Below are 12729 nucleotides of genomic sequence, written 5' to 3' on the forward strand. Positions count from 1 at the left end.
GACCGGTATCAAATGATCTGCGCCGTATCGTCGTTGCGCAGCCGCGGGAAGTGTTCAATCGTTCGATCGCCTGCAACAGGGCCACTTCGACGTTGTGCGAGCCTACAACGGCGCGATTTTCGTACCATGCGCACCCCTGCGGGGGGGGGGGGGCGGGACCGTGCCGCCTGATCGGCGTGAACGGGTCGCCTTGTTGTTTGCCCGACCGGGAGTTATATGTCCGTGTCCGATTCCTTGCGGCAAGGACGATCGCTACAAGCTCTGGTGGCTTCGGGCTTCAGCAGGCACTTCATGCGGTGGTGAATCAGGAAAGAAGAGGAGTTGCCGATGAGCATGCGGTACCACCTTCAAGTGGTGCATCAGAGCGCCCAACGACGGGGCGACTGTGCCGCAGCACCGTCGAGAGGTAACTCTGACTTGGCGTTCGGCAAACGGCACTTGGGGCGGCTTCGAGGGACCGCGCGCGTAAGGGCTTAGGGAGCAAGCATGTCGACCACTTTAGAGGATTAGCATGAGAAAGGTACTGTACGACGGTGGGCACCTTCAAGGGTCGCATGAGCAGCGCTGGCTAGTGGATAAGATCGAATAGTAGAAACTTCTGGCGTGGGAGAGCGCGAACGCGACATGCTCATTACCGACACGAGGCAGCGCCAAACGCTCGAGGTGGCCCAGATCGGGGCGAAGACTCCCAATCGCTACGTGCCTTTGAGTAGTTAGCGGGGACGTTGTCACTATCGGCAGGCTTCCTTACCCAGCAGGCGGGCTACCTTCATAGATTATCAGATGAGCGCGACCTAGTAAGCAACTCCTCCCTCTCCACCGGCGGGTATCGGGGTAATTTTTTGAAGGACTGCCCTCGTGCAACTTGCGTCGTACGTTGGTTGTTGTTTAACCTAGCCTGCATGCGAATGCGTTCCTGACTTTAGATTTCCTAGCAAGTATGAAGATCGGGTTGGTCACTACGCAGTTCCCCACCAGCAGCGGCTATTTTGATGGCGGCATCGCCGTATTCTTCTCGCGTGCCGCGGAACTGCTTGTGGAGGCCGGCCACTCAGTCACCGTCATAGTTAGGCAAAGGTCGCAGTACGTCCCTTATTCTTCAGATCGATTTAATATCATTTCTGTTCGCAAGCCGGTTGCGAAGAGGTCGATCTCAGGCGAAAGTCCCTGGGCTGAAGTGCCGCATCTCCACGATTTGTCGGTCGCAACATACGAAGCATGCCGGTCTTTGTATTGGGCGGGTCGGTGCGAAGTCTTCTTGGCTACTAACAATCTGGCGATGAGCCACGACTTGGTAGGCGATACAAGTATTCCCACCGTGATTCGGATCTCAAGTCGGACGAAGGTGTGGTCACACGAAAACTTTTCGCTAGACGTCCGCGATGCTGCAATCGATCAGCTCGAGTTGCAGTGCCTAAGCCGCGCGAAGTTCCTTATTGCTCCCTCCGAGAGGATTACTAAATTGCTTGGCGAGGACGGGGCTCGAGTGCACGTTGTACGCTCCCCCGTACCTGCATTATTGCTCGAGGCGAGTCATACGGAAAGGGTTGAAGTCGGCGAAACAATCATAGTGTCCAGTGCGCGTGAAGGTTCAAAAGGTGTTCATCACGCGATCCTGGCGGCCAAGGAATATTTGAGTAGATATGTCAACGATTCCTTCTTGTTTGCCGGCGGAAGACAATCGTTAGCTCCTGACGGGTGTCCAATGAGCGAGTACCTGGAGGAGCATCTCTCCACGTTCAAGGAGCGGGTAATACAACTCCCGCTGCTGCGCCGTGATCAATTCTTGAAACAACTGGCGGCAGCAACAATTGTGCTTCTACCGTCTCAAGTGGACAATCTGCCAAACGTGTTGCTTGAAGCAATGTGCTTGTGCAAACTAGTCTTGATCACAAAGAACAGCAGTATGGACGAGCTGATTGTCGACAGCCAGAATGGGCTTGTGATTGAATCATCTGAGCCCGCAGCTATATTGTCCACTTTAGTTCGCGCGAGAGAGCTGGTCTCAAGTTCTCGGCGTGGCATTGAAGCTTCAGCACAAGCAACAGCCCTAGAGCAATGCAGCCCCGGCTTGTTCATTCAACGATTGATGGAACAGCTGAAAAGGGCTACTCACACCACCTGCTAGGACGAAATCATGTGCGGTTTCGCAGCATTGATTGCCAGCGGCGCACCGGAGAAACACACGCGAGCTTTGGCCGCGGCGGAAGCTCCGCTTGTGAGCCATGGGCCAGACGATCGAGGCGAATTACATCGCCCTCCTGTGTATATCATTCATCGTCGTCTTGCATTGGTTGACGGTGTAAATGGTCGGCAGCCAATGTCCGTGGACGGAGACAGGTACACGATCTGTTTCGCCGGTGAGATATTTAATCACTGGTCACTCAGGCGGGAGCTCATCGGGCTGGGCCACGTTTTCATTTCAGGCAGCGATACAGAAGTGGCGCTCCGGGCTTGGATTCAATGGGGAGACGAATGTCTCCGTCGATTCGACGGGATGTTCTCGCTATTATTTTTGGATTGGTTGACACGCCGCGCCTTGTTCGCTCGGGACCAGTTCGGCATAAAGCCTGCAGTGTTTAGCAATATGGGACGCCGTTTCGCCTTCTCATCTAGCCTTGTTGCGTTACGATCGCTTTTGCCCCAGTATCCTCAGCTTGATACGGGTGCACTTTGCGACTACCTGCTGAATCAAGCGACTGTTGCACCGCGAACCATCTATAAAGGCGTCGAGAAACTGCTGCCGGGACATTTCGTTCGCGTGAACTTAGATAATCCAGATCATTATGAAGTGGCAAGGTGGGCGGGCATAGAGGTACCTTCACACTCCCAGTGCACGGATTCATCAATTTTAGAAGCTGCGATCCGGCGGTCGCTTCGTGCTCGCCAGCCGGACGATCAGGGTAGCGCGATCCTCCTTTCTGGCGGCTTAGATTCTGGTGTGCTCGCCGCAATCGGCGCGCAGCTTCCAGGCAAACGGCAGGCCTTCTGCGTGCATTTCCCTGAGATAGAAAGTTCTGATCCTAAGCGGGCTGTTGCCGTTGCTAACGCCTCCGGACTTGATCTGCATTTTGTAGGATTGCGCGACTCGGACATGGACGCCCTGGACGACCTGTCCGATATCACCGGTGAGCCATTTGGAGATGATTCCCTTCTGCCAACTTTCATGTTAGCTCAGGAGGTTAAGAGACATCGGTTTCACGTCGCCATATCAGGTGACGGCGCCGATGAACTGTTCGCCGGATATGACCTTTTCAAGCGATGGCTTGCGTCATGCGATCGTGGAGATAGTGGGCTTGATGCTTGGGCTCGGGTTAGCAACAAGTACTTCGATCTAACGCAACTAGCCGGCGCTATGAATCCACAGTTTTCACCTCAGCTCGTCTCGCCCAACGTACACGAGGGTAGGACGTTTTCGTCAAATCGTGATGTTGGGCACTTGTCTGTTGCAAGATTGGTGCGATTGACCCACACATTACCGGACATAATGCTTCGAAAGATGGATGCTGCATTCATGTTCCATTCAATCGAAACCCGCCCGCCGTATCTGTCGAGCGAGGTGGCACGTATCGCACTTAAGTGCGACGATTCTAGTTTGCTCAGATTAATTGATGGGGGAGTTGTGGAGAAGGCTATTTTGGTTTCGATTTGGCAGCGGTGCCTGAGCGCGATTCCACCTCCAGCGAAGATTGGTTTTAATTGCCCTTTATTTGCATGGGCTGCGATCGAACGCAGCAATTTCAGGCGCAGAATTGACAGGCTAAAAAGTTCTTCGGAACTCAGGATGATCTTCCACAGTGGCAAAATTGCGGCGTTCGTCGATTTGCTGTTGTCTCAGGGCAGAGTTAAGGCGCTTTGGATATTAATGGCGTTAGACGCCTGGCTCGCGCTGCGCAAGTTTTCTTAGGGTATTTTAAAAATTACCCAGCGATATTTCTCGACTTCTATCTGAATTTTAGAACACCGGTCGAAACCTGGGCCGCGGCTCTGTGACGCAATTTGGGGCTGTTATCGTTGTTCGAACGAGCAGCTCTACGGTCGGATTATTGTAAGGTACTGCCTAGCATTACTTTAAGCGCCAACAACATTGGTGAGGTTGCTATGGGAATTCCTTTCAGGGTTGAACGCGCTATCCAATTTGTACTCGCAACAGAGCCGAGCCGTCCGCTTAAGGTGCTCGATTTTGGATGCGGGGACGGAACACTTGTTCTCGAACTAGTGCGCAATGGATTCGATGCATTCGGCTTTGATATTGATCCCGACCGTCTAAAAAGTGCGCGAACGAGACTAACAGCTTGCGGTGAGATGTATCGAATTATTGGCCCAGAATTCCCTGTTGAAGCCCGATGGTCCTTTGGACTAATCTTGTCCAACCAAGTGTTGGAGCATGTCGCAGACCTGCCTGCAGCTGTGAGACAACTTTCGGCAGTCGCCGCGTCACGCGCAATTGCTGTTCACGTGTTCCCTACCAAAGCTCGCATTTTCGAGCCCCATCTGCACTTTGCGGGGGTGCATTGGGTACGTCCAGGAAGACTTCGAAGGTGGATGATATTAGCTGCCTGCTACTTGGGCGGAGGACCAAGATGGTCGGAATTAGAGCATCTGACATTCCAGCAGAGGGCGGATCGCTTCGAATCATATCTGGCCAACCGTGTTTATTATCGCAGCACATCTTTCATTGCAGGCACTATGCGTACGATCGGCGGATGGAACGAACTGGGCCAGAACAAGTCCTTGCCGCGTATGCCTAGGTCTCTCTGCAGCAGAGCGTTACCTGAATTATTTTTCCGTTCGCAGATCCTTACTGTGCAGGCACCCTAATGATAGTAAAAGCCAGAGGCGATGTCTCAGTAGTGATACCTGTCTATAATTCGGGAGACTTGGTGATTAGATCGGTGGAAAGTGCACTTGAACAGCCAGAGGTTGGTGAAGTGGTTGTGGTAGATGATCAATCGACGGATGACACCGGACGCTATTTGGAGCGGATCGCACGTATAGCAGGAGTTCGCCTTTTGTCCCATCCAGGGGGAAAGAATCGAGGTCCTTCAGCCTCGAGGAATCTGGGAATACTAGCAGCGCGACGGCCGGTAATTGCCTTTCTCGATGCGGATGATTACTATTTGCCCGGACGGTTCAGGGAGGCGGTGAAGCTGCTGGAGAGGTCCGAAGTGGGAGGAGTGCATGAAGCAGTTATAGCAAGATTTGAAGATAATCAGGCTCTTGCGAAATGGCGGACGAAGACCATGTCAACTGTATATGGCGTAAGGGTGCCGGTGGCGCCGGAGCGGTTATTTGAAGCATTGTTGAGTGGGGAGTGTGGCCATTTTCACACTGGCGCCATTACGATTCGACGTGACGCCTTTTTGCGAACGGGCTTATTCTCAGAAGAATTTCCACTCGCACAAGATTCCCTTATGTGGTTGAAACTTGCGGCAACAACAGACCTATACGCAGGGGAACTGGGCAGGCCGGTCAGTGTCCGCTATATTCACAAAAATAATAGGTGCTTCGTGCCAGCGATAGAAAAGCATCGGCTCCAGATGAAAGTGTTGTCGGAATTGATTCGTAGCGCTCAAGCTCTTCAACTGAGCTCTGCTAGACGGAAGTTGCTTGCGTCGCGAGTTCTCGAGTCTTGTCTATGGGGAAGGTAAGTGCTATCCGGACCGAGAGTATTAGTAGGTCTAATTTATGCAGGTGAGCCGCAGCTGAATCACTGTCTATATTCCATTGCAATGCAGCGCAAGTGTAGCATCACCATTGTGCTTATAGCAGGGCGTACAAAGCTAAATGCCCATCGAGAACTTTACCTGCAATTTACTGCGGCGGTGGGATCTTATGATTTACTGGCAAAGATCGATGCTGATATGGAGATCATAAGAAACGACCTCTTCTTTGAGGCACATCTCGTACTATCTCGTCTGACTACCATTCATAGCCTTCAGGTGCCAGTGCTCGACTACATGACGCGAAAAAATATAGGAGCACTCCACTTTTATCGACCCGGTGTGGTTTGGCCTACAACTCTTGACACCACATTCACAGATCGAGTTCCGCTCACCGACAGTGAGGTTCTGTATGACGCAACAGTTCTAGCGCCGGCAGCGAAGCATTGCTTCAATCCATCGCTTGTCCAAGCAGTGCGCTTTGGGCTCCATCGTGGCGCGAAGGCGCGCATAGCCGCTGAACGAGGGGATTTCAAACGTTCCCGTACCCACATTGAAAACGCGGAAGCAGTTTTTCTGCATGGTTGCGAAACGCTCGATCATGTGCTTTGCTCGGCAGCTTTGGCGAGCGAAATTGCAATGATGGAACCTCTGGGAACGGAATTTTCAGATTATGCGAGTTGGGGCCTCCGGTCAATTACGGAGCTACTCCGATCGTTGAGCGCTGAGGATGTGCTTTGTGCTGCTATTGCAGCACGAAAGAAGAACTCCGCACGGAAGGCAGTGTGGTTGGCACGCGCATAATTCTGGTAGGCCCGCCTGAGCGCCTTAATACCTTACATCTTGCAATGAATATGCGTCGAGGGGCTCACCGTCCCGGATCGAACGGCAGAGGTTGAGAAATGCCCCTCTTTCAACATCGGTTTCCTGCAGTTTACAAACCTGCAACAGACGAAGTACGTCTGCCCACTCAAGGAAGTACGCGCTCTTCCGAAGAGCTTTTGCGAGATCCTGCGCTCGCACGTACTGTGCTCCCCGCAAAATTACTGATTCGAGCTGCTCGTCGGGGTGTACTCGATACAGAGTTAATAGATCCTTGAGGTTGATAATCATGTACTTCTCGGATCGCAAGGAAATTGTAAGGTCCCGGGAAATAAAGCCGTCTGGCATCACGAGTCTCGGAAAAATCGCCCTCGCGCTCCACTCAATTTTCTCGAGGGAATTTAAGCGAACTAGCCATCTAGCAAGGCTTTCTGATTTGGTTTGGCGATGCAACTGCCTACCAAGACACAGTAATTGATAGGCAGCCTGTCCCGGCTGCGACATAAGCGCCAATTTGAGGGCGCGATAACCCTTTATCCAATAATTTCTCACCGCGTCATCAGGGTCCAATTCTGCGAGACGTCGGATTGCGGCAAGTGCGTAAATATGTGTGTTGAGTGTTATCGAGTTGCGCGGAGTCTTTCCCAGCCAGGATGAGGTGATTTTTTGAGTTTGGGAGTCTTGCTCCTCGCTGTCATGTAGAAACCATCCAAGGCCCTCATTCATTTCCTCCCATAGGGTGCTCACCGCATAATTGAGATGCAGTTTTGCGGATTTTAAAGCGAAAAAATCTCCGGCTCTGCAGAATTCTGAGAGCATCATATGTATCCCAGCCATGTGGAAACGCGCGTGGACCTCGTTCCTATCAGTCCAGTAACCGTGACCCAGTTGTTCCAACGGAATCCGGCTCACCGAACGGAACATTTCCGTTCTGAGGGCGCTGAATAGCTTGTGGCTCGTGATGCTATGCAGATAGTCAAAGTATTTCCACCAAGCTGAAGCACACTGCTGACATGCGAATTTGCGATTCGTTAAAGGTGACGGCCGTGGGTCGTAAACCTGGCCCATAGCCAAGTATCCAAACACGTCGACCGGAGATGAAACATCAAACCAATTGGATACGATCAACCGCCGCGTCTGTAAGTTCCACCCGCAGTTCAAGGAGCGGTTCGTGGAAAGAATAAGTACAACTGAAAATGTATGCTCTGGCTCGCCGTAGATGGTCACGCTCGAGTCAATACGCGTCAGAGTTAGTGATAGGCTGGCTATGGGTAGCAATTCGGCATCGAGAGCGGATGCAGCCTTCGATATTAGGACAAATTTATAATCTCCGAATCCTGAAAAATTTTCACTACTCCAAAATGTGGCGCTCTCTTGAATATTGCCCACTTCTCGAATCGTCAGCGAGCAATCTTTTCGAACTGCGGCGTACACGATGAGGATGCCCGCTTCCGGGTGTGAACTCGAAACAAGCGATGTGATCGCCCCCCCTTGTCCTTCGATGAATGGGAACGTGGGGCTTGACATGTGAAGTCAGCTCGCTAGCCTGCCGGTGTTCATCAATATAGCCGACGCAAGAACGCTCGAAAGTAGGGCACACTGATGCGATGCTAAGTAGTTTGAGAAAACGTGCTTTTTACCATTTGCGCCGAGGTTTCTGGCCAACGTCTCATCTTCTATCAAACCGCAGAGAGCATTTGCTGTTGAAGGGAGATTGTCAGCATCGCAAAGTAAGCCGGTCACGCCATCGATCACCGCTTCGACAATGCCCCCCACCTTTGTCGATACGATTGGAAGCCCCACTGCGGCCGCCTCCAACAATGCCACCGGCGTTCCTTCCATGTCGCCTTTCTCAGTTACTTGTGCGCAATGTAGGAGCACGCTTGCCGCGCTCATCTCGGCTCGTACGGTTGCATGAGATACGCTGCCCACGAAGCGCACGGCCTTTTCCAAATCAAGTTCCTGCACCAGTGCTTGGGCGTTAGTGAGTAGCGACCCACATCCAACAATCCTGAGTATAGCGCTGTCGTGCTTGTTCCTGACCTGTGAAAACACCCGAATTGACTCAAGCGTCCCTTTAGTCGATTCTAAACGCCCCACGGTAAGAACAACTGGTGTCGCAGGCGTTGTTCGTGAAACGTGGAACCAACCGTCATCTACACCGCAAGGGATGGTGATGATTTTGCGAGCGGGGGCACCAAGCATCGCCAATTGATGCGTCATATGCTGCGATACAGACACGATCGAATCGGCGATTGAAAAGAGTTCGCCATAATGACGCCCAAACGTACCGAGCACGGCTTCGTGGTATGCATCAACACCGTGAAAGTGAACGACCAGCGGTATTCCCAGCGACTCCGCCGCTCTCATCATGAGGACGCCAGCTTTGGCGTATTCTGCCAGAATCACATCAGGGGAGCGTTCCCGCAATAATGTGCAATAGGTCGAATATGCAGCGGTTGGTAACGGCTTTGTTGGCACACATTCTGCGTAAAGATCCGCATTGAGTGCTGCTCGATGCAGCCTAATGAACGTTTCCGTAGAAGTGAGCGGCTTGTGCTTGACTATAAGTACTCGCATGGGCCCTCGATAAGTGCAGGTCCTTCTTGCTGTCCTGTTATTGTTTCTAATAACAGAGCTTGGCACCACAAAAGGGCGGGGGGGTGCTTATTGCGCCTAAATGCCCGCTGGTTTTTGCGTTTTTCATGGAACAAGCGAAAGTGTTATTAGGATACAGGCCGTACTCGCTACTACTAGCCAGGACGCGCTTCTTGTGAAGTAAGCCTATGTTGAGTTGGGACTTGGGCGCGGTTAAGGCGTTCCGCTCATTGTCGCCGGTGCCTGCGCCACCCAAATTTTTTTGTGCGGTCGCGATTTCAATGGCCGATGGTAAAGTCACAGAAGGTGTGGTGCATGCCGCGCCTGGGTCGGTCGAAGGAGCCTACAGATGCCACAGCATCGATTACCGCGAGCGACGAAGGTATCAGGTCGTCGGGTTCGAAGGATTGCAGCGTAGTCGCGACAACCGCAGCTTCAATTGCTCAACAGTGCCGAGGTTGAATTTGGCTCGCGGCGCTATCCAGGTTGGATTTATGTGTTGGACGTCTCCTAGTATTGTCTACTTTTTTGTACCGCCGGGGAATCAGAGTTAGCTGAGATCCGTGTAAGTAGTCAGTCAGTGGCAGGCGTTCTCGTTGAATTCATTAAAGCGTACACTCGTCCGTACATAAATATCAATTGTCGAGAAGTTCGATGCGCGACAGACCTCGATCCTCGGGGCAAGCCAATGTCGGCGCATTCGGTGACCGTATCTCCTTTGCCAGAGCGATTGATCGAAATTTGTAAGTATCTCCTCAGGGGAGGGGATATTGTGTATGGACCGGACAGATAGGTGACAGGTGTACGAGGACATGGGTGACACTTTCCTGGGTTAGGTGCCCGGGAGAGTCGCGTGCCTTGGATTGCGGTTACCGTGAACGATTAGAGAACGGCGTTTGTGGAGTTGGCCGGTCAGGCCAATGCCAATGTGAGCGAGTTGTGCCGGCGTTTCGGCGTCAGTCGCAAGACGGGGTACAAGTGGTTTGGCCGCTACGAGCGGCAGGGACAAGTTGGGCTGGAGTCTTTGTCGAGGCGTCCTCGGCATACGCCGGGCCGTACTTCGGCGGCCATTGAGGTCCGGGTCCTGAAGATGCGTCAGCGCCATCCTGCTTGGGGTGGACGCAATATCTCCCATGTGCTGGTGCGTGATAAGGCTGTGAAGCTCGCACCGAGTACGGTCACGGAGGTGCTGCGTCACCATGGCTGCCTTGCCGAGCGCGGAGCGGGCAAGACCTGGCAGAAGTTCGAACACGAAGCACCCAATGACTTGTGGCAGATGGACTGGGCCACTTCGCCCCGGATCAGCAGCGGTGCCATTCCCTAGCGGTCATCGACGACCACTTCCGCTACAACATCGTCCTGCAGGTGTCGGCTGCCGAACGCTTTGAGCCCGTACAGGCCAGCCTGTTGCGGGCGTTCACTCGCTACTGTCTGCCCAGGCGCATCAATACCGACAACGGCATGCCTTGGGTGGCCGCGGGCGTGGACACGTTGACCCGGTTGGGAATCTGGTTCATTCGACTGGGCATCGAACTCTTGCGCAGCCGGCCGGCACATCCGCAGACGAACGGCAAGGATGAGCGGTTCCATCGCACGGTCAAGGCGGAAGTCCTTGGCATACGACGCTTCCGTGACCTAGGCGACGCCCAACGCAGATGACTTGATTTTCCGAAGATCTACCACACAGAAGCCGTGCGCTAGGCTGAAACTGCTCGATACCTAGCGACACTGCCATTCATTAGAAATCCAACGGTCTAGATAGGTGTTGAGGTGCTACGAGCTTCCCTCAGCCGTCACTCGATGTTCTGGGCCTGTTCGCGCATCTGCTCGATCAGCAGCTTCAGGTCCATGGCGGCGCGGGTGACCTCCATGCTGCCGGCCTTGGAGCCCAGCGTGTTGGCCTCGCGGTTCATTTCCTGGAACAGGAAATCCAGCCGCTTGCCGGCGCTGCCGGCGTTCTTCTTGCCGCCCGCCGCCTTGCCGCCGCCGTCGGTCAGCAGGTGGCGCAGTTCTTCCAGGTGCGAGCGCAGGCGCGACAGTTCTTCCGCGACGTCGATGCGCAGGGCAAACAGATTGGCTTCCTGCGACAGGCGTTCGGACAGCTCCGCGCCCGAGATATGGGTGAAACCGCCGGGGAAGGCGGATTCGACGCTTTCGCGCAGCTTGGCAGCCTGCTTTTCGCGGTGGTCGGCCAGCAGCTGGGGCAGGTGGGCCTGGACGATGTCGACGACGCGCGCCACGCCGTCGGCGCACTCGCGCATCATGCCGGCCAGGCGCTCGCCTTCGCGCTCGCGGCCTTCCTGCAATTGGGTCAGCGCTTGCTGGGCCGCCTGCAGGCAGGCGGCTCCCCAGATCTGCGGATCAAGGGCGTCGTTGCCGCGCTGGCCGGGCCAGTTGAACAATTCGGCCAGACGCGGGGGCGCGATGTCGGGGACGATGCGGCGGGCGGCCTGAAGCTGTTCGGCCAGGCTTTCCAGCCAGGCGGGGTCCAGCTTGGACAGGTCGGCATTGGCCGCGCGCGTGAAGGACACGCGGATTTCGACCTTGCCGCGCGCCAGGTTGGCGGTAAGCAGTTCGCGCAGAGGCGTTTCGACGTGCCGCAGCTCGTCGGGCAGGCGGAAGTACAGGTCCAGAAAGCGGCTGTTGACGCTGCGCAGTTCTATGGCAAGCGTGCCTTGTTCTATATCTGCGCGGGCGTTGCCGAAGGCGGTCATGCTGCGGATCATGATGTGCGTGTCCTGGTGATTCTTGGAATAAGAGCCGGTTGCGCCGGGGCCCGCGGCGCCAGGGTGCTGGCGCGCGGGTCTGTGTTTTCAACCGGATACATCGCGGCAGGATACTCCAAGCGCGGTATCCCCGTGGCGCCAGCCCGTACAATGCCGCGAATCGAAGCCACGTCTGGAGCCTGTCCGTGACCACTACCCCCGCCATTGCCCGTCCCTCGGGCCGAGCCGTCGACCAATTGCGCCCGTTCAGCCTGGAGCGCGGTTTTACGCGCTACGCCGAAGGATCGGTGCTGGTGAAGGCCGGCGACACCCATGTGCTCTGCACGGCCAGCGTCCTGGACAAGGTACCTCCTTTCCTGAAGGGCAAGGGGGAAGGCTGGGTAACGGCTGAATACGGCATGTTGCCGCGCGCCACGCACACGCGCGGCGACCGCGAGGCCGCGCGCGGCAAGCAGAGCGGGCGCACCCAAGAAATCCAGCGCCTGATCGGCCGCAGCCTGCGCGCCGTGTTCGACATGCAGGCGCTGGGCGAGCGCACGCTGCACCTGGATTGCGACGTGCTGCAGGCCGATGGCGGCACGCGCTGCGCCAGCATTACCGGCGCCTGGGTGGCCGCGGCCGACGCGGTCGCGCTGCTGATGAAGCGCGGCGATCTGGCGGTCAACCCCATCCGCGATGCGGTGGCGGCCGTATCCGTGGGCCTGGTGCAGGGGCGGGCGGTGCTGGACCTGGACTACCAGGAAGATTCGGCCTGCGACGCCGACGTGAACGTGATCATGACGGGCAGCGGCGCATTCGTGGAAGTGCAGGGCACGGGCGAAGGGGCCACCTTCACCCGCGCTGAGCTGGACGCGATGCTGAAGCTGGCCGAAGGCGGTATTGCCAGCCTGGTGCGGGAGCAGCGCGCCGCCAGTGTCTGA

Annotated in this window: 11 protein-coding genes; 7 read left to right on the forward strand and 4 right to left on the reverse strand. The window is 55.1% G+C overall.

The window, feature by feature from the left end:
- Positions 1-940: 940 nt before the first annotated feature.
- From KYC_RS19890 to KYC_RS30150, 4 genes are all read left to right on the forward strand, one after another.
- Positions 941-2128, forward strand: a complete 1188-nt coding sequence (locus KYC_RS19890; RefSeq protein ID WP_008165704.1) for a glycosyltransferase family 4 protein — start codon at positions 941-943, stop codon at positions 2126-2128.
- A gap of 9 nt (positions 2129-2137) precedes the next feature.
- Positions 2138-3907 carry an asparagine synthase (glutamine-hydrolyzing) gene (asnB, locus tag KYC_RS28980; RefSeq protein WP_081478073.1) on the forward strand — a complete coding sequence of 590 codons (1770 nt, stop codon included), beginning with the start codon at positions 2138-2140 and terminating at the stop codon, positions 3905-3907.
- Positions 3908-4101: 194 nt separating this feature from the next.
- On the forward strand, positions 4102-4821 hold the full coding sequence (locus tag KYC_RS30145) for a class I SAM-dependent methyltransferase (protein ID WP_081478074.1): 720 nt from the start codon (positions 4102-4104) through the stop codon (positions 4819-4821).
- Entirely contained in the window at positions 4821-5651 is an 831-nt protein-coding gene (locus tag KYC_RS30150; protein ID WP_008165710.1) for a glycosyltransferase family 2 protein, read from the forward strand. Before KYC_RS30145 ends, KYC_RS30150 begins: the two co-directional genes overlap by 1 nt.
- A gap of 438 nt (positions 5652-6089) precedes the next feature.
- On the opposite strand, the gene KYC_RS29710 is transcribed toward KYC_RS30150, so the two are convergent.
- The 3 genes from KYC_RS29710 to KYC_RS28995 all read right to left on the reverse strand — a co-directional run bounded on the left by KYC_RS29710 (position 6090) and on the right by KYC_RS28995 (position 9065).
- Positions 6090-6266, reverse strand: coding sequence for a hypothetical protein (locus tag KYC_RS29710; RefSeq protein WP_008165714.1), 177 nt, complete (start codon positions 6264-6266; stop codon positions 6090-6092).
- Between the two features lie 225 nt (positions 6267-6491).
- Positions 6492-8012 carry a hypothetical protein gene (locus KYC_RS29525; RefSeq protein WP_139026532.1) on the reverse strand — a complete coding sequence of 507 codons (1521 nt, stop codon included), beginning with the start codon at positions 8010-8012 and terminating at the stop codon, positions 6492-6494.
- A 6-nt stretch (positions 8013-8018) separates the two neighbouring features.
- Positions 8019-9065 carry a glycosyltransferase gene (locus tag KYC_RS28995; protein ID WP_081478075.1) on the reverse strand — a complete coding sequence of 349 codons (1047 nt, stop codon included), beginning with the start codon at positions 9063-9065 and terminating at the stop codon, positions 8019-8021.
- 946 nt (positions 9066-10011) lie between these two features.
- Here KYC_RS28995 and KYC_RS30155 point away from each other — a divergent pair.
- Complete coding sequence (locus KYC_RS30155; RefSeq protein ID WP_420796125.1) at positions 10012-10407, forward strand: helix-turn-helix domain-containing protein; 396 nt, start codon at positions 10012-10014, stop codon at positions 10405-10407.
- Positions 10353-10742 (forward strand): IS481 family transposase, encoded by a 390-nt coding sequence (locus KYC_RS28430; RefSeq protein ID WP_008165718.1) that lies wholly within the window; start codon positions 10353-10355, stop codon positions 10740-10742. The genes KYC_RS30155 and KYC_RS28430 overlap by 55 nt, the downstream gene beginning before the upstream one ends.
- Positions 10743-10876: 134 nt before the next feature.
- On the opposite strand, the gene KYC_RS19905 is transcribed toward KYC_RS28430, so the two are convergent.
- The gene (locus KYC_RS19905) at positions 10877-11809 is read right to left on the reverse strand and encodes a YicC/YloC family endoribonuclease (RefSeq protein WP_008165720.1); all 933 of its coding nucleotides are present in this window, start codon (positions 11807-11809) and stop codon (positions 10877-10879) included.
- A 185-nt stretch (positions 11810-11994) separates the two neighbouring features.
- On the opposite strand from KYC_RS19905, the gene rph reads away from it, so the two are divergent.
- Positions 11995-12729: a ribonuclease PH gene (rph, locus tag KYC_RS19910; protein WP_043518999.1), complete on the forward strand. Its 735-nt coding sequence runs from the start codon at positions 11995-11997 to the stop codon at positions 12727-12729.

It is taken from the genome of Achromobacter arsenitoxydans SY8 (genome assembly GCF_000236785.1).
Lineage (GTDB): Bacteria > Pseudomonadota > Gammaproteobacteria > Burkholderiales > Burkholderiaceae_B > Achromobacter > Achromobacter arsenitoxydans.